This is a genomic window from Streptomyces sp. NPDC088762 (genome assembly GCF_044750905.1).
Lineage (GTDB): Bacteria > Actinomycetota > Actinomycetes > Streptomycetales > Streptomycetaceae > Streptomyces.
Genome location: NZ_JBIVKT010000001.1, coordinates 826,659 through 844,931, shown reverse-complemented (window position 1 = coordinate 844,931; position 18,273 = coordinate 826,659). Strand labels below are relative to the sequence as shown.

Here is an 18,273-nt window from a genome sequence, read left to right as displayed (position 1 = left end):
GCTGCGGGGATGGGCTTTGATCCGTGGGATGCCGCGTTCGTCGCCGATCCGTATCCGGCGTACCGGGAGGTGCGGGAGCAGGGGCGGGCCGTGTGGTGTGAGGCCACCGGGCAGTGGCTGGTGGCGCACTACGCCGATGTGAGTGCGCTGTTGCGGGACCGGCGGCTGGGGCGGACCTATCTGCACCGGTTCTCGCACGAGGAGTTCGGGCGCGAGGCGCCGCCGCCCGAGCACGAGCCCTTCCACGTGCTCAACGGGAACGGCCTCCTGGACCTGGAGGATCCCGCGCACGCACGGGTGCGCCGGCTGGTGGCGAAGGCCTTCACCCCTCGGACGGTGGAGCGGCTCGTGCCCGCCGTGCGGAGGATGGCCGGGGAGCTGGTGGGGCGGCTGCTCGCGGACGGGGGCGGGGATCTGCTCACCACGGTCGCCGAGCCGCTGCCGGTGGCGGTGATCGCGGAGCTGCTGGGGGTGCCGGAGGCGGACCGGGGGCTGCTGCGGCCTTGGTCGGCGGACATCTGCGGGATGTTCGAGCTCCGGCCGGACGAGGAGACGGCGCGCCGCGCGGTGCGGGCGAGCGTGGAGTTCAGTGCGTACCTGAGGGACCTGATCGGCGAGCGGCGCATGCGGCCCGGCGAGGATTTGATCTCCGGGCTGATCGCCGCCCACGATGACGAGGGCCGGCTCAGCGAGCAGGAGATGATCTCCACCTGCGTGCTCCTGCTGAACGCGGGGCACGAGGCGACCGTCAATACGACCGTCAACGGGTGGTGGGCGCTGTTCCGCAATCCCGGGCAGCTCGACGACCTCCGCGCGCATCCCGAAAAGTTGTCCACAGCTGTGGATGAACTGATGCGCTACGACACCCCCCTCCAGATGTTCGAGCGCTGGGTGCTCGACGACATCCGGGTCGGTGACACCGTCATCCCCCGCGGAGCCGAGGTCGCCCTGCTGTTCGGCTCCGCGAACCGGGATCCGTCGCGGTTCGACGCGCCCGACACGCTCGACCTCGCACGGGCCGACAATCCGCACCTGAGCTTCGGGGCCGGGATCCACTACTGCCTGGGCGCGCCGCTGGCGCGGCGGGAGCTGGAGGGCTCCTTCGGGGCCCTGCTGGCAGACGGGGTCCCGCCCCTGCGGCTCGTCAAGGAGCCCCAGTGGCGGGACGGGTACGTCATCCGGGGGCTGCGGGAGTTGATCGTGGAGTTCTAAACGAGTCTTGCCGATCAGGCCGGAGCAGCCGGCCCGGCCTGATCGACGACCACGACCTACGCGAGCATGTCCCGGCGCCTCAGGGCTGCCAGGCCCGTGGCCGTGAAGGCCGCCGCCAGGCCGGTCAGGGTCAGCAGCGGCGCCCAGGCCAGGGAGTCCGCGCCCGGGAGCTTGGGCAGGTGGGCGAACGGGGAGAGGTCCAGGACCGCCTGCGGGAGGTTCAGCGCCGGGCCGATCCAGCCCAGGACCAGCGCGCCTCCCGCCACCGCCCAGGCGGCCGCGGCGAACCGGGGGGCCGCGCCGTGCAGGAGGGCGGCGAGCGCCCCGATCAGCCACACGGCAGGGAGCTGCGCCAGCGTGGCGCCCGCCGCGGCGCCCACGTCCCGGCCGTGCCCGATGCCCAGGCCGAGCCCGGCGAGGAGCAGGACCAGTGCCGAGCCGCCGAAGGCCACGGCCAGGTGCCCGCCGGCCCAGCGCAGCCGGCCGACCGCGCTCGCGAGGAGCGGTTCGGCGCGCTGGGCCGACTCCTCGCCGCTCAGCCGCAGCACCGCCGAGACGATGTACAGGGCGGCGACCATCCCGAACATCCCGGCCATCGTGGCGAGGAACGCGTCGGTGATTCCGCTCTGCCCGCCCATCCGCTCGATGATCTCGCGCGTCTTCTCGTTGTCGCCGACCAGCTCGGCGGCACCCTCCGTCATCCCGCCGAAGACCATGCCCGCCGCGAGGAATCCGAGGCTCCAGCCGACCAGTCCGGGCCGCTGCAGCCGCCACGCCAGCGCCCCGGCCGAGCCGAGCCGACCCCGCGCCGGGCCCGGCCGGGCCGGCAGGAAGCTCATGCCCAGGTCACGGCGGCCGGCCAGGACGTACGCCGCCGCCACCTGCGCGGCGGTGGCCGCCGCGAACAGGCCGAGCACCCACCAGCGTTCGGCCGCGAAGGCCCGTACGTGCTCCAGCCAGCCCAGCGGCGAGATCCAGGTCAGGGCCGAGGAGCCGTCGCGGGTGCCCGCGTCGCCCGCGGCGCGCAGGACGAAGGCGGCGCCGAGCAGCGCGCCCGCGAGCCCCTTGGCCAGTCGCGCGCCCTCCGTGAGCTGCGCCGCGACGCCGGCCAGCCCGGCGAACAGCATCCCGGTGGCGCCGATGGCGAGCCCGAGCGCCAGTGCGCCGCCGGTCCCGCGCCCGGCCAGCCCCGCCGTCACCAGCAGGGCGACCGCCGCGTTGGCCACGAAGGCCGCGAGCAGCGCCGCCGTCAGCGGCGCCTGACGGCCCACCATGGCGGCGGAGAGCAACTCCTGACGGCCCGTCTCCTCCTCCTCGCGGGTGTGCCGGACCACGATGACCAGGCTCATGATCCCGGCGAGCACCCCGGCGAAGACCCCGCCGCGCCAGGCGGTCAGGGCCCCGACCGAGTCCCCGAAGAGCGGGCCGTACAGGGCGCGCAGCGAGCCGTTGGTGCCCATCGTGCGGACCAGGCCCGCCCGTTCCGCGGCCGTCCCGTAGACCGATTCGAGCGCGCCCGGCAGGCTCAGGACCAGCATCGCCACGCCCAGGATCCAGACCGGCATCATCACGCGGTCACGGCGCAGCGCGAGGCGCAGCAGCGCACCGGTCCCGGCCAGCCGGTTCCGCGGCGGCCGGTTCCGCGGCCGCCGGTTGCCCGCCCGCCGGCTCTGCGTCACGCCGTTCCGCGTCGGGCGGTTCCTCATCGCGACGCCTCTTCCGTGTAGTGGCGGAGGAAGAGCTCCTCGAGGGTGGGCGGGGTCGAGATCAGCGACCGGACGCCGGAGGCGGCGAGGGAGCACAGGACGGCGTCGAGCTTGTCGGTGTCGGCCTGGAGGCGGACCTTCAGCCCCTGTACCTCCACGTCGTGGACGCCCGGCAGGTGCGCGAGGCCGTTGGGCGGCCCGACGAGCTCGGCGCTGATCGACGTACGGGTGAGGTGGCGCAGGTCGCCGAGGCTGCCGGTCTCCACGGTGCGGCCCTTGCGGATGATGCTGACCCGGTCGCAGAGGGTCTCGACCTCGCTGAGGATGTGCGAGCTGAGCAGGACGGTGCGTCCGGCGGCGCGGGCCTCCAGCACGCAGGACTGGAAGACCTCCTCCATGAGCGGGTCGAGGCCGGAGGTCGGCTCGTCGAGGATGAGCAGTTCGGCGTCGGAAGCGAAGGCGGCGACGAGGGCGACCTTCTGCCGGTTGCCCTTGGAGTACGTACGCCCCTTCTTGGTGGGGTCGAGTTCGAACCGCTCGATCAGCTCGGCGCGGCGGACGCGGTCCAGGCCCTCGCGGCCTCCCCCGCGCAGCCGGCCGTAGAGGTCGATGACCTCGCCGCCGGAGAGGTTGCGCCACAGGGTGACGTCGCCGGGTACGTAGGCGACGCGGCGGTGGAGGGTCACGGCGTCGGCCCACGGGTCGCCGCCGAGGAGTTCGGCGGTTCCGGAGTCGGCGCGCAGCAGGCCCAGCAGGACACGGATGGTGGTGGACTTGCCGGCGCCGTTGGGGCCGAGGAAGCCGTGGACCTCGCCGGTGGCGACCGAGAGGTCGAGTCCGTCCAGTGCGTGCGTGCGGCCGAACGACTTGTGGAGCCCGGCGACGCTGATTGCCTTCGTCATGTTTCCGAACGTACGCTACTTTCACAAAATTGTGAACCTCGGGAATCGCGTAAAGTTTGGAAGGTGGCGGACGACATGGCGGTACCGGCGGTACGGAACGAGGAAGCGGTCTCCCGCTTCGTGGAGCGGTTCGCCGCGCAGCTGACCGAGGCGGGGATGCAGCGGATGGCGGCGCGGGTCTTCGCGCAACTGCTCGCGAGCGACGAAGGCGCGATGACCTCGGCGGAGCTGGGCGAGGCCCTGCGGATCAGCCCGGCGGCGGTGTCGGGGGCCGTGACGTACCTCAGTCAGGTGAACATGATCAGCCGCGAGCGGGATCCGGGCTCGCGGCGGGACCGGTACGTGCTGCACAACGAGCTCTGGTACGAGACCTTCACCCGGCGGGACCAGGTGCTGACGCAGTGGGAGAAGACGCTGCGGGAGGGCGCCTCGGGGTTGGGAGCGCATTCGCCGGCCGGGGCGCGGGTCGCGGAGACGGCGGCGTTCTTCGAGTTCATGCAGGGCGAGATGCTCGGCCTCATGGACCGGTGGCGGGCCCACCGGGCGACCCTGGACCTCGGCTGACGGGTCGGGCGGTGGTCGCCTTCGTGCCCGCCACCCTGGGCTCCGCCCCGGAGGCCGGGGCGGAGCCGGCCGCCTCTCAGGTTTCCGCCGGGCCCGAGGGATGCGGCAGGGTCAGCGTCCAGGCGGTGGGGTGGAGGATCCAGGTGCGGCGGCGGACCGGGCCCGTCAGGGAGGCGTCGGCGCGGTAGCGGAAGTCCGCGCCCGAGACGGTGATCGATCGGGCGCGGGTCCGGACCGCGCCGGCATCCGTGCGGACCGTCACCTCCGCCAGGCCGCCCTCCTCCCGGGTGGTCACCGCCACGTCGTGGACCGGCCGGTCCACGTCCGCCAGCAGCTCCCCGTCCGCCTCCACCCGCAGCCGGTGCCCGTCGGCGGCCGGGGCCGCCGGGCGGGTCAGCGTCCGGACCAGGGAGCGGTACGCGCTCCACACCGACGGCCCGGCCGGCCGCGGCGGCACCGGCCCCGAGGCGATGCGCAGCGCGCTCAGCACCACCCCGTCACTGTCGTCCACCAGCAGGTCGCACATCCGGACGCGGCCGTCCAGCACCGCCCGCGCCGCCGAGACCGCCGAGAGCGGGACCCCCAGCGACCTCGCCAGTCCCAGGGACCCGACGGGCCCCACCGGCACCAGGGCCAGCGTGGACTCCGCCAGCCGCCGCTCCCGGTGCAGGAGCCCGACGGCCCGCACCAGGGCCCGGTCGTCGCCCACGATCACCGGCTGCCGATGACCCCGGCGGGCGAGAGCCCGCGCAAATTCCTCCTGCGAATCCGGGAGGCAGATTTTCGCCGCAGCTCCCGCTGACAACACATCCTTCGCAATGCGCACGGACTCGCCGTCAAGTCGGCGGGCGACCGGGTCGACGAGCACGAGCAGGCCGCCTACCGGCGCGCCCGCGTGGCTCATGGTGGGCTCTGGAGCCGACACCTCGGTCCTTCCTCGGGTAGCATCTTTGTGCAAGAGGCCCTTGCGCTATTGCGCCAGGGCCTTCGTCTATTCCGGGGTACCGGTCCGACGGCTCAGCCTGCGGTGTACATCGTCGTACGCCCCCTGACCTTGGACATGCCCCATCCGGAAGAGGTGTACGCCTGTGCCCGCTCTTGTGCTGCTCGGAGCTCAGTGGGGTGACGAGGGCAAGGGAAAGGCCACCGACCTGCTCGGTGGATCCGTTGACTATGTAGTGCGCTACCAGGGTGGCAACAACGCCGGCCACACGGTCGTCGTAGGCGACCAGAAGTACGCGCTGCACCTTCTCCCTTCCGGCATCCTCTCCCCCGGATGCACCCCGGTCATCGGCAACGGTGTCGTCGTCGACCCGGCCGTCCTGCTCTCGGAGCTGCGCGGCCTCAACGAGCGCGGGATCGACACCTCCAAGCTGCTCATCAGCGGTAACGCGCACCTGATCACCCCGTACAACGTCACCCTCGACAAGGTCGGCGAGCGCTTCCTCGGCAAGCGCAAGATCGGTACGACCGGCCGCGGCATCGGCCCGACGTACGCGGACAAGATCAACCGCATCGGCATCCGCGTCCAGGACCTCTACGACGAGTCGATCCTGCAGCAGAAGGTCGAAGCGGCGCTGGAGGGCAAGAACCAGCTCCTCGCCAAGCTCTACAACCGCCGCGCGATCGACGCCGCCGCGATCGTGGAGGAGATGCTCCAGTACGCGGAGCAGATCAAGCCGTACGTCGCCGACACCACCCTGATCCTCAACAACGCGCTGGACGAGGACAAGGTCGTGCTCTTCGAGGGCGGCCAGGGCACCCTGCTCGACGTGGACCACGGCACGTACCCCTTCGTGACCTCGTCGAACCCGACCGCGGGCGGCGCCTGCACCGGTACCGGTGTCGGCCCGACGAAGATCAGCCGCGTCATCGGCATCCTGAAGGCGTACACGACCCGCGTCGGCGCCGGTCCGTTCCCGACCGAGCTGTTCGACCAGGACGGCGAGGACCTGCGCCGCATCGGCGGCGAGCGCGGTGTGACCACCGGCCGCGACCGCCGCTGCGGCTGGTTCGACGCGCCGATCGCGCGCTACGCCACCCGCGTGAACGGTCTGACGGACTTCTTCCTCACCAAGCTGGACGTCCTGACCGGCTGGGAGCAGATCCCGGTCTGCGTCGCGTACGAGATCGACGGCAAGCGCGTCGAGGAGCTCCCGTACTCGCAGTCGGACTTCCACCACGCGAAGCCGATCTACGAATACCTCCCCGGCTGGTCCGAGGACATCACCAAGGCCAAGACCTTCGAGGACCTCCCGGCGAACGCCCAGGCGTACGTCAAGGCCCTGGAGGAGATGTCGGGCGCCCCGATCTCCGCGATCGGCGTCGGCCCCGGCCGCACCGAGACGATCGAGATCAACTCGTTCCTCTAGGCGCTACCGGTACGCACCACGAAGGGGCGGTGTGCGCGTCGCGCACACCGCCCCTTCGCCTGCCTCGGGGTGCGCGGGCTACCGGCCGGTCTCGAGGGCCTGGTGGGCCGTGTCGTTCAGGCTGTCCGTGAAGTGCGCCAGGTCCGACAGGACGCCGGGGGACTCCTCCGCGCCCCAGGTCTCGTTGTGGGCGAGGGGGAGGTGGTCGAGGTCGGTGAAGTCGGCGAGGGCGGCGGTGTCGGCGATGCCCGGGGTGTCGTCCGCCTCGGCGGCGGTGGCCAGGGGGGCGGCTGCGGCAACGGTGGCCAGGGCGAGGGCGCCGGCGGCCAGCATGCTCTTGATCTTCATGCCGTGCTCAACGAAGGGCCCGGGCGGACGTCACCGAAAAACCTTCCGGCACGCTGTCACATTCGTCTGCGCCCATCCGTCAGTGCGGTGAAGGCCGGGGCAGACGGCACCGGCCACCGTTGACGGAGACGCGACCATGGAGATCAACACCGCCCCCCGGATGGCCGACCCCACCCAGTTCGTCCCCGAGGTGGCCGACATCAGCGCCGCCCTCTTCCGGGCCACGGGCAACCGCTCGGTTCCGCGCACCACGATGAGCCTCGTCCACCTGCGCGCCGGGCAGATCGTCGGCAACACGTACCTGACGATCCTGAACACCAGCTTCCTGCGCAAGGCCGGGGAGACCGAGGACCGCATCACGGCCGTCTCCTCCTGGCAGGACGCCCCGTACTTCACCCCGGCCGAGCGGGCCGCGCTGGCCCTGGTGGAGGCCACCCTCCAGCCGGCGCCGCACGGCCGGGAGCGGGTGACCGACGAGCTGTACGCCGAGGTGGCGAAGCACTACGACGAGAAGGCGCTCGCCACCCTGATCATCGCGATCGGCCAGATCGGCTTCTTCATCGCCCTGGCCGTCATCGGCAAGCCCACCCCGGTCACCTCCCTGGCCGAGGAGCAGTGGGCCTGAGGCCGCCGGTTCTACCAGGCCAGTTGCGAGATCTCCTCCGAGACCACCGCGCAGGCGTCCGCCGCCGGGTCGATCAGCGGGAAGTGACCGACCCCGTCGAGGAGGGTCAGGCCCACCATCTCCCCCGCCTGCGCGGCCGCGGCCACGTACGACTCCGCCACCCGGGCCGGGACCACGATGTCCTCGCGGCCGTGGACCACCGCGGTGGCGATGCCCGTCGGGAGCAGGGACGCCGGGTCCGCGTACGGCAGGCGGACCGCGAAGTGGTCGGTGCCGCCCAGCAGTTGGGCCGAGGCGCCGCCGCAGACGCCGAGTTCCTCCGCCACCGCGAAGTCCGCGATCGGGGCCAGCGCAACCACACCGCGCAGCGGCGGCGGGGACGGCAGCCTCCACGGGGAGTCGTCCGGGAGCCGGTGGCGGGCGGCCGACCACAGGGCGAGGTGGCCGCCGGCGGAGTGGCCGGTGACCACGGTGCGGCGGAGGTCGGCGGCCGGGAGGGCCGTCGCGGCCAGGCCGGGCAGGGCGTCCAGGGCGGCGGCGACGTCGTCGAAGGTCTCCGGCCAGCGCCCGGCCACCGGCCCGTCGGCGCTCTGGTGCGGGACGGAGCTACCGCGCCGGTACTCGACGTTGGCGACGGCGAAACCCTGGCGGGCCAGGAAATCCGCGAGGGGGGTGATGTGCTGCCGGTCGTAGGGCGCCCGCCACGCGCCGCCGTGCAGGACCACGACCAGGGGCGCGGACGCGGGGCCCTGGCTCTCGCCGCGCGGGGCGTAGAAGTCGACGACCTGGTCCGGGTGTTCTCCGTACGCGGCGGTCGCGTCCGGCGCGACCGCCGGATGGGAGAAGGCCGAGGCGGCCTCGGCGGCGTCCCGTTCCACTGCGGCGGGGTCCGTCATCGGCTCAACCTCTCGGTAACGCGTGGGACAGCGGGGACAGATGTTCCGGTGGTCCGGCAGAGCGGGACCGTATCAGGCTGGAACGGGGCGTTCCGTGCGGGCCCCGGGATGCGGGAGGGCGGGCGGAGCCGTAGCCCCGCCCGCCCGGTGATGTGACGTTTCGCTACCGCGTCACCCGAAAATGTGACCCAGCGTGCGCGCGGCGCGCTCGGCGTCGGCGAAACCGACGTACAGCGGGGTGAAGCCGAAGCGCAGGACGTCGGGGGCCCGGAAGTCGCCGATGACGCCGCGGGAGATGAGCTCCGCCATGACCTCCCGGGCGTTGTCGGTGCTCAGCGAGATCTGGCTGCCGCGGTGGGCGTGCTCGGCCGGGGTGACCGACCGGACCCGCCCCTGCGGGACGTACGCCGCGACGCACTCCAGGAAGAAGTCCGTCAGGGCGAGGGACTTGGCGCGGACGGCTTCGACGGAGACCCCGTCCCAGGCGTCGAGCGCCGCCTCGAGGGCGAGCATCGACAGGATGTCCGGGGTCCCGACCCTCCCCCGGACCGCACCGGCGGCCGGGGTGTAGCCGGATGTCATGGCGAACGGGTCCGCGTGCCCGTTCCAGCCGGGCAGCGGGGAGTCGAAGGCGTCCTGGTGGCGGCCGGCAATGTAGAGGTACGCCGGGGAGCCGGGTCCGCCGTTCAGGTACTTGTACGTACAGCCGACCGCGAGGTCGACCCCGTGCGCGTCGAGGCCCACCGGCAGGGCGCCCGCGCTGTGGCACAGGTCCCAGACGGTGATCGCGCCGACCGCCCGGGCCGCCCGGGTGAGGGCGGGCAGGTCGTGCAGCCGGCCGGTGCGGTAGTCGACGTGGTTGAGCAGGACGACCGCGGTGTCCTCGCCCATGGCCTGCGCCGCCGCGGCCGGGTCCACCGGGACGACGCGCAGGCCCGTCATACGGGCGGCCGAGGCGGCGATGTAGCCGTCGGTGGGGAAGGTGTTCGCGTCGACCAGCATCTGCGTGCGGCCGGGCGGGGCGAGCCGGGCCGCGCCGACCAGCGCCTTGAAGAGGTTGACGCTGGTGGAGTCGCCGACGACCACCTGGCCGGGGGCCGCGCCGACGAGGGGGGCGAGCTTGTCGCCTATTCGCTCGGGGGCGGTCCACCAGTTGCTCTCGTCCCAGGAGCGGATGAGGAGCTCGCCCCATTGCCTGCGGACCACGTCGGCGGTGGTGTCCGGGACGGCGGCCGGGAGGGCGCCGAGGGAATTGCCGTCGAGGTAGACGACTCCGTCGGGCAGGGTGAAGCGGGCGCGGAGCTTGGCGAGCTCGTCGGCCGCGTCGAGGGCCTCGGCCCGCGACGCCAGGTCGGCGGGGCCGGGGGCGCCGGTGGTGGGCTGCGGGTCAGACATGGCTGCGGGCCGTCCAGAGTTCCGGGAAGACGTTCTTCGTGGCGCGCTTCTCCAGCCAGGTCACGCCGGCCGAGCCGCCCGTGCCCGTCTTGGCGCCCATCGCGCGGCGGGTGGCGACCAGGTGGTCGTTGCGCCAGCGCCAGACCAGTTCGGCCACGTCGGTGAGGACCTCGCCGAGGCGGTGGAGGTCGAGGTGGTCGTCCGGGGCGGCGTACAGGGCCGTCCAGACGGCCTCCACCTCGGGCGAAGCCTCGTAGCGCTGCGAGAGGTCGCGGTTCAGCACGGCGTCCGGAACCGGCAGGCCGCGGCGGGAGAGGAGGCGCAGGACCTCGTCGTAGAGGCTCGGCTCGTGCAGGGCCTTCTCCAGCTCCGCGTGGACGCGCGGCGCGCCCCGGTGCGGGACGAGCATGGAGGCCGACTTCTCGCCGAGCAGGAACTCCATCCGGCGGTACATCGCCGACTGGAAACCGGAACCCTCGCCGAGGGCGGAGCGGTAGGCGTTGAACTGGCCCGGGGTGAGCTGGGCGAGGGGGCGCCAGGAGGAGTTCAGGGCCTCCAGTTCACGGAGGGAACGTTTCAGCGCATCCATGGCGACCGGAAGGTCGTCCTTGCGCAGGGCCTCCGCCGCGGTTTCCCACTCGTGGACGATGACCGTGAACCACAGCTCCATGACCTGGGTGGTGACCAGGAAGACCATCTCGCCGGGGTCGTCCGAGCGGAGGTGCTGGAGGTGGGTCAGGACGTCCGCCTGGACGTAGTCCTCGTACGGGGTCGTGCCGGCGAAGTCGAGGTTCGGGGTGTCCGAACCGCCGACTCCGGAGGCATCAAGGGTGTTCGACATCGCTGTCTCCTCGACACGTGCTTCCGGGTAGCGGTCCGCTCCTTCCGTGAGGTGAGTGGAGCCCCGGTCCCCTGCCCGCATCGTAAGACACGGGTGGGGCGGGGCTCCAGCGGGGAGTGGCGTACGTCACATTCCGCTTGTGAGGGTACGGGGCGGACGTGCGGACCGCCGCGTACCGCGTACCGGGGCGCCTCAGGCGTTCAGCGCGTCCGCCGCCGTCTCGGAGGAGTCGCGCAGGAAGGTCGAGCAGCGCTCGTACTCGTCCTTCTCGCCGATCGCCTCGGCGGCGCGGGCCAGCGCGTGCAGGGCACGGAGGAAGCCGCGGTTCGGCTCGTGCTCCCACGGGACCGGGCCGTGGCCCTTCCAGCCGGCGCGGCGCAGCGCGTCGAGGCCGCGGTGGTAGCCCGTACGGGCGTACGCGTACGACTCGACCGTGCGGCCGGCGGCGAAGGCCTCGTCGGCGAGGGTCGCCCAGGCGAGGGAGGAGGTGGGGTGCGCGGCCGCCACCTCGGCCGCGGGGGTGCCGGCGGCCAGGGCCTCGCGGCCGGGCTCGTCGGGGAGGTGGGTGGGGGCGGGGCCCCCGAGGAGGTTCTGGTGAATGGACATGTCCCTAGTCTGGCCGACCGGGAGCCCCGGGCGGGTGCGGGGCCGCGCGGTGGCGCCGGCGCCCCGCCGCGCAAACGGCGGCGGGGCGGGAGGCGGTTCGTCAGGCGGTGGCGGCGGCCAGGCCGGTCTTGAGGGCCGCGGCGATCTCGATGGCACGCCGGGTCTGGAATTCGATCGAGGCGAGGTTGTCGTCCGTGACGGCGGCCTTGCCGCTCTGGGTGACCGCGCTCGCGCCGTACGGGTTGCCGTTCGACACGGCGAACTGGACCGGGTCCGCGAAGCCCGGAGCCACGATGATCGCGCCCCAGTGGTAGAAGGAGTTGTTCAGCGCGAGGAGGGTGCTCTCCTGGCCGCCGTGGGTCTGCGAGGTCGACACGAAGGACGAGCAGACCTTGTTGACCAGCTTGCCCTGGAACCACAGACCGCCCGTGGTGTCGATGAACTGCTTGATCTGCGCGGCCGGCTGGCCGAAACGGGTCGGAGTGCCGATGAGCACCACGTCGGCCCACTCCAGGTCCGCCAGTGTGGCCGTCTCGACGTCCTTCGTCGCCTCCGCGTGCGCGGCCCAGGCCGGGTTCGCGGCGATGGCCTCCGGCGGGGCCAGCTCGGCCACGCGGCGCAGCCGGACCTCCGCACCGGCCTTGACCGCGGCGTTCTCCGCGGCCTGCGCCAGCTGGTGAACGCTGCCCGTGGACGAGTAGTAGATGACGGCGACGTTGGTCATGGTCCGCTGCGCTCCTCTGGTGACTTCCGATGTCCAGGGCGCCGGGCCCCGGGCCTGCAGGTTCCTTGGCGGAGAGCAGGACGCGCCATCGCGAAAGCGGCACTCCGTCACATTCGGCACGGCGCTCGCAGGGCAGTTGACGGACTGTCCCGGGGATGACTGACACCGCCGTTCCGGCAGCAACACGATGGCTCGATCCCACCTCCTCGGAGTCGTTCGCCGACCGGGCCCCGATGCCCGCTGCCGCCGGCGGCCGCGGCACGCGTGCCCGTACGGCCGGACCCGCGAACCCGCGAGTCCGCGCATCCACGGCTCAGCGAAGCCCCCACACCCGACACCTGGAAAGGACTTCCACATGCCTCATGTGACCGTGGGAAGCGCCCGGCTCCCGTACGAGGTCCACGGCGAGGGCACCGGACCCTCCCTGGTCCTCGTCCCAGGAACGGGCCCCGGCTCGGTCATCTTCGACCACCTGGTCCCCGGGTTCACCGAGGGCGGCCGCCGGGTGGTCCAGGCCAACTTCTCCGGCAGCGCGCACGCGCAGGACGACGGCGGCGAACTGACCCTGGAGCTCCTCGCCGAGCAGGTCATCGCCGTCCTGGAGGAGGCCGGCAACGGCCCGGTGGACCTGCTGGGCTTCTCGCTCGGCTCGCTGGTCTCCGCCACCGTCGCCGCGACCCGGCCCGACCTCGTCAACCGGCTGGTCCTGGTGAACGGCTGGGCCGGCCCGGGCGACCAGTACCTGCGCAACATGATGACGGTCTGGCGCGAACTGCGCGGCAACAGCGACGCGTTCGGCCGCTACGCCACCATCACCGCGCTCAGCCACGCCACCCTCAACGCCGGCGGCCACGACGGGTTCGAGTCGATGCTCGGCATCATGCTGCCCACCGCCGGCACCCTGCGGCACATCGACCTCAACCTGCGCGCCGACATCCGCGGCGCGCTGGCCCGGATCCAGGCGCGGACGCTGGTCATCGGCTCGACGCTGGACCTGACGATCCCGGTCCAGAACGCCCGCGAGGTGTACAGCCTGCTGGCGAACGCCACCTACGCCGAGATCGCGAGCGGACACGGCGTGATCGGCGAGTGCGCCGAGGAATTCACCAAGGTCGTGCGGGACTTCCTGGCCGCCGATGCCCGCTGAGGACTGACGGCTGACGAGGGGGTGGTGGGCGCCCCACCACGCGGCGGCTCAGCCGTGTGGCGGGGACACCTCCCGGGGAGGGGGGTCTGCGGCGGACGGTGGAAGGGCAATCGACGAAGGGGGCATGTCGTGAACACCACCATCCGCCGTGAGTTCCGCGGTGAGTTCCAGTTCCACAGCACGGGTCGGCAGCCGGCGGGGGGCCCGGTCCGGGTGCCGCGCGATCCGGTCGATGACGCGGCCGAGGACCTGTGCAAGGCGGTGCTCACCTCATTGCGGCGCCGGGACCAGCGGGAGCGGGGGCGCCAGTACGTACGGGGGCTGCTCGCCACCGAGGGCCGCAAGTCGATCCGCAACATCGCGCAGCAGTTCGGCGGTCCGGCCGCCGAGCAGAGCCTGCACCACTTCATCGCCGGCTCCACCTGGGACTGGCAGCCCATCCGCACCGCGCTGTCGCAGTACCTGGAGCAGTCCACCCCGCTCACGGCGTGGGTGGCGCAGCCGATGGCCATCCCGAAGGGGGGCGACCACTCGGTGGGCGTGGGGCACCGCTTCGATCCGCACCAGGGGCAGATGTTCCGCGGGCAGCAGGCCTTCGGGATCTGGTTCACGTCGGCGGAGGTGATCACTCCGGTGGGGTGGCGGCTGTTCCTGCCGCCGGAGGAGGGCGGGCTTCCGCCGGCGCCGCCCTCGTCGCCGTCGCCGCTGGAGGCGGCCGAGGAGAAGTACGAGTCGTACGAGGAGTGCGCGGTCACCGGTGTCCTGGACACCGTGCGGCAGTGCGGGATGCCGTCGCGGCCGGTGGTCCTGGACATCCGGGGCATCGGGACCCGGTCGACCATGAACCGTTTCGCCGAGGCGCGGCTGCCGGTGCTGGCGCGGATCGACTCCGGGGCGCGGCTGCTGGTCACGGACCCGGCGCTGCCGGGGTACGGGGCCGGGGCACTGGCCGCCCGGGACATCCTGCAGAACGTCAAGGGGCTGCGGATACCGGTGGAGTGGTCGGACCCCTCGCACCCGGGCACGCGGCGCACGTCCCTGGTGACGGCGGTGCGCGCGATGATGCCGGACCCGTCGCCGGCGCGGCGTCGGCAGGTGCTGCTGGTGGGCGAGTGGACGGACCCGCGGCGGCTGCCGTCCCAGCTCTGGGTGACGGACATGACGCGGCTGACGCCGGCCGCGCTGCTGCGGCTGACGAAGCAGGCGCGACGGGTGTCGGCGGCGGCTTCGGCGAGCGTGCAGGAGGTCGGGCTGCGGGATTTCGCGGGGCGGTCGCTGTCGGGGTGGCACCGGCACGTGACGCTGGCTTCGGTGGCGCATGCGGCCCGCTGCCTGGGCGACTCCGTCGGGGCGACCGGACCGCAGGGCTCCGCCGGGCACGCGATCCCGGCCCCGTACCTCCCGGCCACCCGTCGCCGCCCGGCCACCCCGGCCTGCCCCTACCCGGCGGCCCGCTGACCCGGCCCGCTGACCCGGTCCGCGCCCGGTCCCGCGCCCCGGACACCGCGGGCCCGGCCTGATCCGGAAGCCGCTAGCCGGCCCGCGGGGTGCGGAGGGCCGTGCGGGCCTTGCGGAGGCGGAGGGCCATCTGGATCTCCAGGGCCTGGGCCGGCTTCTGCCAGGCCTCGCCCAGGAGTTCCGCGATCCGCTCCAGGCGCCGCGACACCGTGTTCGGGTGGACGTGCAGCGCCTCGGCGGCGTGCGTGGGGCTGCCGCCCGATTCGTAGTACGCGTCCAGGGTGCGCGTCAGGTCCGTCAGCCGGGTCTCGTCGTACTCCAGCACCGGCCCGATCGTCGACGCGATGAAGGCGTCCACGTCGTGGTCCGTGGAGAGCAGCAGCCCCAGGAAGCCCAGCTCGCGCAGCGACGCCGTGCCCCCGGCCCCGTCCAGCGCCGTCAGCGCGTCCAGGCAGCGCGCGGCCTCCTCGTACGCGCCCGCCACCGCCGCGGCCCCGCGCGCCGGGCCCGACGCGCCCGTCGACACCGGGTGGCCGAGCAGCGGGGAGAGTTCCGCCGAGACCGTACGGGCCACCGCCGACGCGTCCGTGCCCGGCAGCAGCAGCACGATGCAGCCGCGCCGGACGCCCTTCAGGCCCCCGCACCGGTAGGCGTACGAGCTGGCCCACGCCACCGCCCTGCCCAGTTCCCCGCCCTCGGGCCGGGCCACCACCACGACGTGCGGCACGTCGAGGTCGATACCGAGCCGCCGGGTCCGTTCCCGCAGGTGCAGGTCGGAGTGGGGCGGCCGCTCCAGCAGGTCCTGGAGCAGTTCGTCGTGGACGGGGCCCTCGGCCGCCGCCGTGCCCCGCTGGATCAGCAGCAGCGCCGCCACCGACTGCGCCGCAAGCTCCAGCAGCCGTACGTCCTCGGGTGTCAACTCAGCCGCGGCGCGCAGCACCAGCACGCCCAGGTCCTCGGCCCCGGCCGTCACCGGCGCCACCCAGACCTCCCCCGGCAGCGGGACCGGCGTACGGTCCGTGTGCGCCTGGAGGGCGGCCCGGGTGACGGCCTCCTCGTCCAGGTCCGGCAGTTCACCGGCGCCGGTCAGCGGTCGCCCGCCCGGGTCCCGTACCTGCAGTACGCCGTCCAGCGCGTCGGCCGCCGCCCGCGCGAGCGTGGACAGCCGGGCCCCGTCGAGCACCATCCGGGCCAGCCGGGCGTGGCAGTCCCACAGGTGGCGGACGCGCGTGAGGGTGGTGTGGGTGGCCGAGCCGAACCGCTCCAGCTCGGTGACCTCGTCGCGGGTGCGCTCCAGCAGGGCCGCCTGCTGGATGGCCAGCGCCGCGAGGTCCGCGAGGGAGAGCAGCACCCCGATCTCGTCGGGGGTGAAGTGGCGCACCGTGCGGTCCGCGCCGTACAGGGCGCCCAGCGTGGTGTCCCCGGTCCGCAGCGGCACCGCGATGACCGCGCGCAGGCCCTCGGCTCGGACCACGGCGTCGATGCCGGGCGGGTGGGGCACGGAGTCGTCGTCGAGGTAGTCGGCGCTCCACACCGGGGCGCGGCGCTCCTCGGCGAGGCTGCCCAGGCTGGGGCCCTCGCCCAGTTCGCGGCCGGCGTTGAGGGCGGTGGTGCCGCCTTCGGAGGTGTGGACGTACGAGGTGCCGTCGGAGCGGCGCAGGCTCACGTACGCCATGTCGAAGCCCAGCAGGCGGCGGGCCCGGCGGGCGATCACCCGGAGCAGGGTGTCGAGGTCGTAGGGGGAGGTGAGGTCGTGCGCGGTGTCCACGAGCGCGGCGAGGGCCGCCTCGCGGTCGCGGCCGCGGAACGCGCGTGCTTGGACGGTCCGGGCCAGTTCCACGGCCCGGGTGAGCTCGGCGAGTTCGCGGTCCGCGGCGCCGGACCGGCGGGCTTCGTGCAGCAGGCTTTCGATGCGGGTGTCCGGGGCCTCCTGGGCGAGGAGTTCCAAGACGGCGAGCGCACCTGTCCCGTTGTCGCCGGTCATAGCCCCTCATCCCCCGATGTGCCGGTGCCGTTCCGTGGTTCCCGAAGGAGCGGAATCAGGCCGTCTGAACCTAGGTTCCCGTACGGCGAGGGTCAAGTGAGGGCTGGTCACGGGAGTGAGGGGTGGCGGGACCACCATGGTTTCCGCCATCCGGTGTCGCCGGCCCACCAGGGCCGGGGACGACCGTCAGGCCGAGAAGGCCGCGGGGTCGGTGACGACGCCCCATCCCTGGTCGTCCCCTGCCGGGCGGTACAGGGTTCCCGTGGCCGAGTGGTGGTTGGTCATGCCGGGCACCTCCACAGATCGATGGAAAAAGACCCGCCGGACGTGATGCTCCGGGGGGTTGGTCCAGTCCATCCTGTGCCGCTGCCCAGTGCCCCGCCAATGCGCCTTCGGGCTATCCGTCAAGTACCGCAGGCAGTGCGTCAAGTCGCCTTCGAAGCCGCCCTGCCGTGCCCCGGAATCCTTGTGACGCAAGGGAGTTCGGGCATGAAGAGGCCCCCCGGGGCGGGGGTTCCCGGGGGGCCGATCAGGGGGTGGCCCGCCGGCGCGGGCCGCGCCGCGGAACGCCCGGTCACGCGAGGGAAGGCGCCGGGGCTCCGCGCAGGAGGGAGCGCCGCAGGGTGTCCGCGGTGACCGCCGGACCGCGTCCGAAGTCCGCGCGGAGCACGGCGGCCGGCTCCCGGTATGTTTCGCTCCGCCCGGCGGGCTCACAGGAGGGGGTCCGGGCTGCGCGCGCCGGGCGCGGAGCGGTGCGCACCGCCGTACGGGCCGGCCCCGCCGACGGGACCGCCCGGTGGAACCGGCCCCAGCCGGAGTCCGTTTCGCGCAGGCCCGGGACCAGGCGCAGTTCGGCCAGTCCCGAGCTCAGTTCGCGGGGCCGGCCGAGGGCCAGCTCAGCCTCCACCCACTGCTCCACGACCGCCTTGCGGGTGGCCTCCAGGTCCGCCGTCCGCTCGCGCAGACGGGGCCCGGGCGTCACCCCGTCGAAGACCGGGCCCTTCCACAGCCCGAGTGCTCCGCGCAGCCGGCGGGCCGCCGACTCGTGGTCCCCGCGGGCCATGGCGCGGTATCCCGCTCCTGCTTCGCGGGAGAATTCGTGCAGGTCAGACCGGCCGTTGTCGGTGTCGAGCAGGTAGCCGCCGGGAGTCTGGACCAGGACCGACTCCGGGGTGCGGCGCCCGCCCGGGGCGGCGACCGAGGCGATCCTCTCGCGCAGCAGGCGCACGCAGGAGTACAGCGTGGTGCGCGCGTGCTCCGGCGGTACGAGCACCGCGAGCTCCTCGGCGAGGACGACGACGGGGACCACCTGGTCGGCATGCGCGGCCAGCATGGCCAGAACCTGTCGCGCGGGCGGTGTGGCGGGCGCGAGGGGAACACCGTTCTCGAGGACCTCAAGCCCTCCGAGCACGTCTATGTCCACAGTCTTCTCCCAGGGCAAGGCAAGGCAGGAGCCGATGACCACGTGCTCCGCTGAAAAAAGAATACCTGGG

Annotated in this window: 17 protein-coding genes; 6 read left to right on the top strand and 11 right to left on the bottom strand. The window is 73.2% G+C overall.

Going from position 1 to position 18,273, the window contains the following annotated elements:
- Window positions 1-9 precede the first annotated feature (9 nt).
- Window positions 10-1,212, top strand: coding sequence for a cytochrome P450 (locus ACIP5M_RS03880; protein ID WP_401191441.1), 1,203 nt, complete (start codon window positions 10-12; stop codon window positions 1,210-1,212).
- A 56-nt stretch (window positions 1,213-1,268) separates the two neighbouring features.
- On the opposite strand, the gene ACIP5M_RS03875 is transcribed toward ACIP5M_RS03880, so the two are convergent.
- Window positions 1,269-2,918: an ABC transporter permease gene (locus ACIP5M_RS03875; protein WP_401191440.1), complete on the bottom strand. Its 1,650-nt coding sequence runs from the start codon at window positions 2,916-2,918 to the stop codon at window positions 1,269-1,271.
- Complete coding sequence (locus tag ACIP5M_RS03870) at window positions 2,915-3,820, bottom strand: ATP-binding cassette domain-containing protein (protein ID WP_401191438.1); 906 nt, start codon at window positions 3,818-3,820, stop codon at window positions 2,915-2,917. Before ACIP5M_RS03870 ends, ACIP5M_RS03875 begins: the two co-directional genes overlap by 4 nt.
- Before the next feature lie 75 nt (window positions 3,821-3,895).
- On the opposite strand from ACIP5M_RS03870, the gene ACIP5M_RS03865 reads away from it, so the two are divergent.
- A complete protein-coding gene (locus ACIP5M_RS03865) occupies window positions 3,896-4,384 on the top strand; it encodes a GbsR/MarR family transcriptional regulator (RefSeq protein WP_401191878.1) in 489 nt (162 codons plus the stop codon).
- A 76-nt stretch (window positions 4,385-4,460) separates the two neighbouring features.
- Here ACIP5M_RS03865 and ACIP5M_RS03860 read toward each other — a convergent pair whose 3' ends face one another.
- Window positions 4,461-5,288, bottom strand: coding sequence for a diacylglycerol kinase (locus ACIP5M_RS03860; protein ID WP_401191876.1), 828 nt, complete (start codon window positions 5,286-5,288; stop codon window positions 4,461-4,463).
- A 184-nt stretch (window positions 5,289-5,472) separates the two neighbouring features.
- Between ACIP5M_RS03860 and ACIP5M_RS03855 the strand changes: the two genes are divergently transcribed.
- Window positions 5,473-6,756, top strand: coding sequence for an adenylosuccinate synthase (locus ACIP5M_RS03855; RefSeq protein ID WP_401191436.1), 1,284 nt, complete (start codon window positions 5,473-5,475; stop codon window positions 6,754-6,756).
- Between the two features lie 78 nt (window positions 6,757-6,834).
- Here ACIP5M_RS03855 and ACIP5M_RS03850 read toward each other — a convergent pair whose 3' ends face one another.
- Window positions 6,835-7,104 carry a hypothetical protein gene (locus tag ACIP5M_RS03850; RefSeq protein WP_401191434.1) on the bottom strand — a complete coding sequence of 90 codons (270 nt, stop codon included), beginning with the start codon at window positions 7,102-7,104 and terminating at the stop codon, window positions 6,835-6,837.
- Window positions 7,105-7,240: 136 nt separating this feature from the next.
- Between ACIP5M_RS03850 and ACIP5M_RS03845 the strand changes: the two genes are divergently transcribed.
- Entirely contained in the window at window positions 7,241-7,729 is a 489-nt protein-coding gene (locus ACIP5M_RS03845) for a carboxymuconolactone decarboxylase family protein (RefSeq protein WP_401191433.1), read from the top strand.
- Between the two features lie 11 nt (window positions 7,730-7,740).
- Here ACIP5M_RS03845 and ACIP5M_RS03840 read toward each other — a convergent pair whose 3' ends face one another.
- The 5 genes from ACIP5M_RS03840 to wrbA all read right to left on the bottom strand — a co-directional run bounded on the left by ACIP5M_RS03840 (window position 7,741) and on the right by wrbA (window position 12,191).
- Window positions 7,741-8,625, bottom strand: a complete 885-nt coding sequence (locus ACIP5M_RS03840; protein ID WP_401191431.1) for an alpha/beta hydrolase — start codon at window positions 8,623-8,625, stop codon at window positions 7,741-7,743.
- 171 nt (window positions 8,626-8,796) lie between these two features.
- Window positions 8,797-10,020, bottom strand: coding sequence for a kynureninase (gene kynU, locus ACIP5M_RS03835; RefSeq protein WP_401191429.1), 1,224 nt, complete (start codon window positions 10,018-10,020; stop codon window positions 8,797-8,799).
- Window positions 10,013-10,861: a tryptophan 2,3-dioxygenase family protein gene (locus ACIP5M_RS03830; protein WP_401191427.1), complete on the bottom strand. Its 849-nt coding sequence runs from the start codon at window positions 10,859-10,861 to the stop codon at window positions 10,013-10,015. Before ACIP5M_RS03830 ends, kynU begins: the two co-directional genes overlap by 8 nt.
- 192 nt (window positions 10,862-11,053) lie before the next feature.
- Window positions 11,054-11,467: a DUF3151 domain-containing protein gene (locus tag ACIP5M_RS03825; RefSeq protein ID WP_382635129.1), complete on the bottom strand. Its 414-nt coding sequence runs from the start codon at window positions 11,465-11,467 to the stop codon at window positions 11,054-11,056.
- 100 nt (window positions 11,468-11,567) lie between these two features.
- Complete coding sequence (gene wrbA, locus ACIP5M_RS03820; RefSeq protein WP_401191425.1) at window positions 11,568-12,191, bottom strand: NAD(P)H:quinone oxidoreductase; 624 nt, start codon at window positions 12,189-12,191, stop codon at window positions 11,568-11,570.
- A gap of 355 nt (window positions 12,192-12,546) precedes the next feature.
- Here wrbA and ACIP5M_RS03815 point away from each other — a divergent pair, with 355 nt between their 5' ends.
- Window positions 12,547-13,338 carry an alpha/beta fold hydrolase gene (locus ACIP5M_RS03815; protein ID WP_401191423.1) on the top strand — a complete coding sequence of 264 codons (792 nt, stop codon included), beginning with the start codon at window positions 12,547-12,549 and terminating at the stop codon, window positions 13,336-13,338.
- Window positions 13,339-13,467: 129 nt separating this feature from the next.
- On the top strand, window positions 13,468-14,796 hold the full coding sequence (locus tag ACIP5M_RS03810) for an IS701 family transposase (RefSeq protein ID WP_401191421.1): 1,329 nt from the start codon (window positions 13,468-13,470) through the stop codon (window positions 14,794-14,796).
- Between the two features lie 73 nt (window positions 14,797-14,869).
- Here the strand turns inward: ACIP5M_RS03810 and ACIP5M_RS03805 are convergent, their stop codons facing one another.
- On the bottom strand, window positions 14,870-16,780 hold the full coding sequence (locus ACIP5M_RS03805) for a GAF domain-containing protein (protein ID WP_401191419.1): 1,911 nt from the start codon (window positions 16,778-16,780) through the stop codon (window positions 14,870-14,872).
- 574 nt (window positions 16,781-17,354) lie between these two features.
- Complete coding sequence (locus ACIP5M_RS03800; RefSeq protein ID WP_401191417.1) at window positions 17,355-18,113, bottom strand: BTAD domain-containing putative transcriptional regulator; 759 nt, start codon at window positions 18,111-18,113, stop codon at window positions 17,355-17,357.
- Between the last annotated feature and the right edge of the window lie 160 nt (window positions 18,114-18,273).